The organism is Arcobacter rhizosphaerae (assembly GCF_049472155.1).
Classification (GTDB): Bacteria; Campylobacterota; Campylobacteria; order Campylobacterales; family Arcobacteraceae; genus Arcobacter_B.
This window is the reverse complement of record NZ_JBMOVW010000019.1, coordinates 1-1,763: the sequence shown is the minus strand read 5'-3', so window position 1 is coordinate 1,763 and position 1,763 is coordinate 1. Positions and strand designations below refer to the sequence as shown.

Annotated in this window: 1 protein-coding gene; it reads right to left on the bottom strand. The window is 35.3% G+C overall.

Annotated elements, in window-relative coordinates:
* Window positions 1–1,763: calcium-binding protein (locus tag ACH5BH_RS14435; protein WP_423298834.1), on the bottom strand; the 1,763-nt coding region annotated here is incomplete at both ends.

Below are 1,763 nucleotides of genomic sequence, written 5' to 3'. Positions count from 1 at the left end.
CCTGCTCCACCTTTAAGTGTATCATTCCCTGCTCCACCATCTAAGTAGTCATCATTATCTCCACCATCTAATACATCATCATCTGCATTTCCATATAGTGAATCTTCTCCTGTTCCTCCAAGAATTAAATCATTTCCAGCATCTCCGTATAATGTATCATTATCTGCTCCACCATCTATAGTATCATAGCCTGTTCCACCTCGGATAATATCGTCATTATCATTTCCTACTAGTGAATCATCTCCTGCCATTCCATTTATACTATTGGCTTTATTATCTCCTATGATGATATCATCTATTGTATTTATATCTGAATCATCATAGTTTGTTCCTATGATATTCTCTACATTTGTTACAGTATCACTATCTGCTCCATCTGCTGTGATTGTATTTGTTGACAAGTTCGCATTTATCTTATGACTATCAAATTCACTTCCACTATAATCTATTGTATCATTATTTGCTCCACCATCGATAATATCATTATCATTATCTGCATCTTCTCCTGATGCTTGGTAGCTTGCGATTATCTTATCATCACCTGTTCCACCTTGGATATTATCATCGCCTTCATCTCCATAGATTACATCATCATCTGCTCCTGCTGTGATTGTATCATCACCTGCATTTCCATGAATTATATCTTCACCTGCTCCACCATCTATTGAGTCATCTCCTGCATTCGCATTTATTACATCTGCTCCTGCATTTCCTAAAAATGTATCTGCATTATCACTTCCTGTTAAGTTATCATCACCTTGTGAAGCACTAATAATCTCTATATTTTTTAACTCATCTGCAAAGCCTTGTCCATCATTCGTTACTTGATTTCCATTTGCATCTGGTGTTTTTAGATTTACTGTTATTGAATTTGCCTGATTTGAGTAATCAGCTACATCTTCTAATCCTGCACCACCATCTAAAATATCATTTCCGGCATTTCCTATTAATGTATCATTCTCAGCTCCACCAAATAGTGAGTTATGGTCTGAATCACCTTTGATAATATCTTTTTGGTTTGAACCAATTACATTTTCTATACTATTTAAAATAACATCATCATCTGCTGTACCACCAACATCTTGTGCTGAACTATTTGATAAATCTACATTAATAGTTGTAGTTGCATCTTCGAAACTTACTGTATCTGTATCAGCTCCACCATTTAATTCATCTAATCCCTCAGTTGTACTTCCAAATAAAGTATCATCTCCTGCTTCTCCTAATAATGAATCATCTCCTGCTCCACCTTTAAGTGTATCATTCCCTGCTCCACCATCTAAGTAGTCATCATTATCTCCACCATCTAATACATCATCATCTGCATTTCCATATAGTGAATCTTCTCCTGTTCCTCCAAGAATTAAATCATTTCCAGCATCTCCGTATAATGTATCATTATCTGCTCCACCATCTATAGTATCATAGCCTGTTCCACCTCGGATAATATCGTCATTATCATTTCCTACTAGTGAATCATCTCCTGCCATTCCATTTATACTATTGGCTTTATTATCTCCTATGATGATATCATCTATTGTATTTATATCTGAATCATCATAGTTTGTTCCTATGATATTCTCTACATTTGTTACAGTATCACTATCTGCTCCATCTGCTGTGATTGTATTTGTTGACAAGTTCGCATTTATCTTATGACTATCAAATTCACTTCCACTATAATCTATTGTATCATTATTTGCTCCACCATCGATAATATCATTATCATTATCTGCATCTTCTCCTGATGCTTGGTAGCTTGC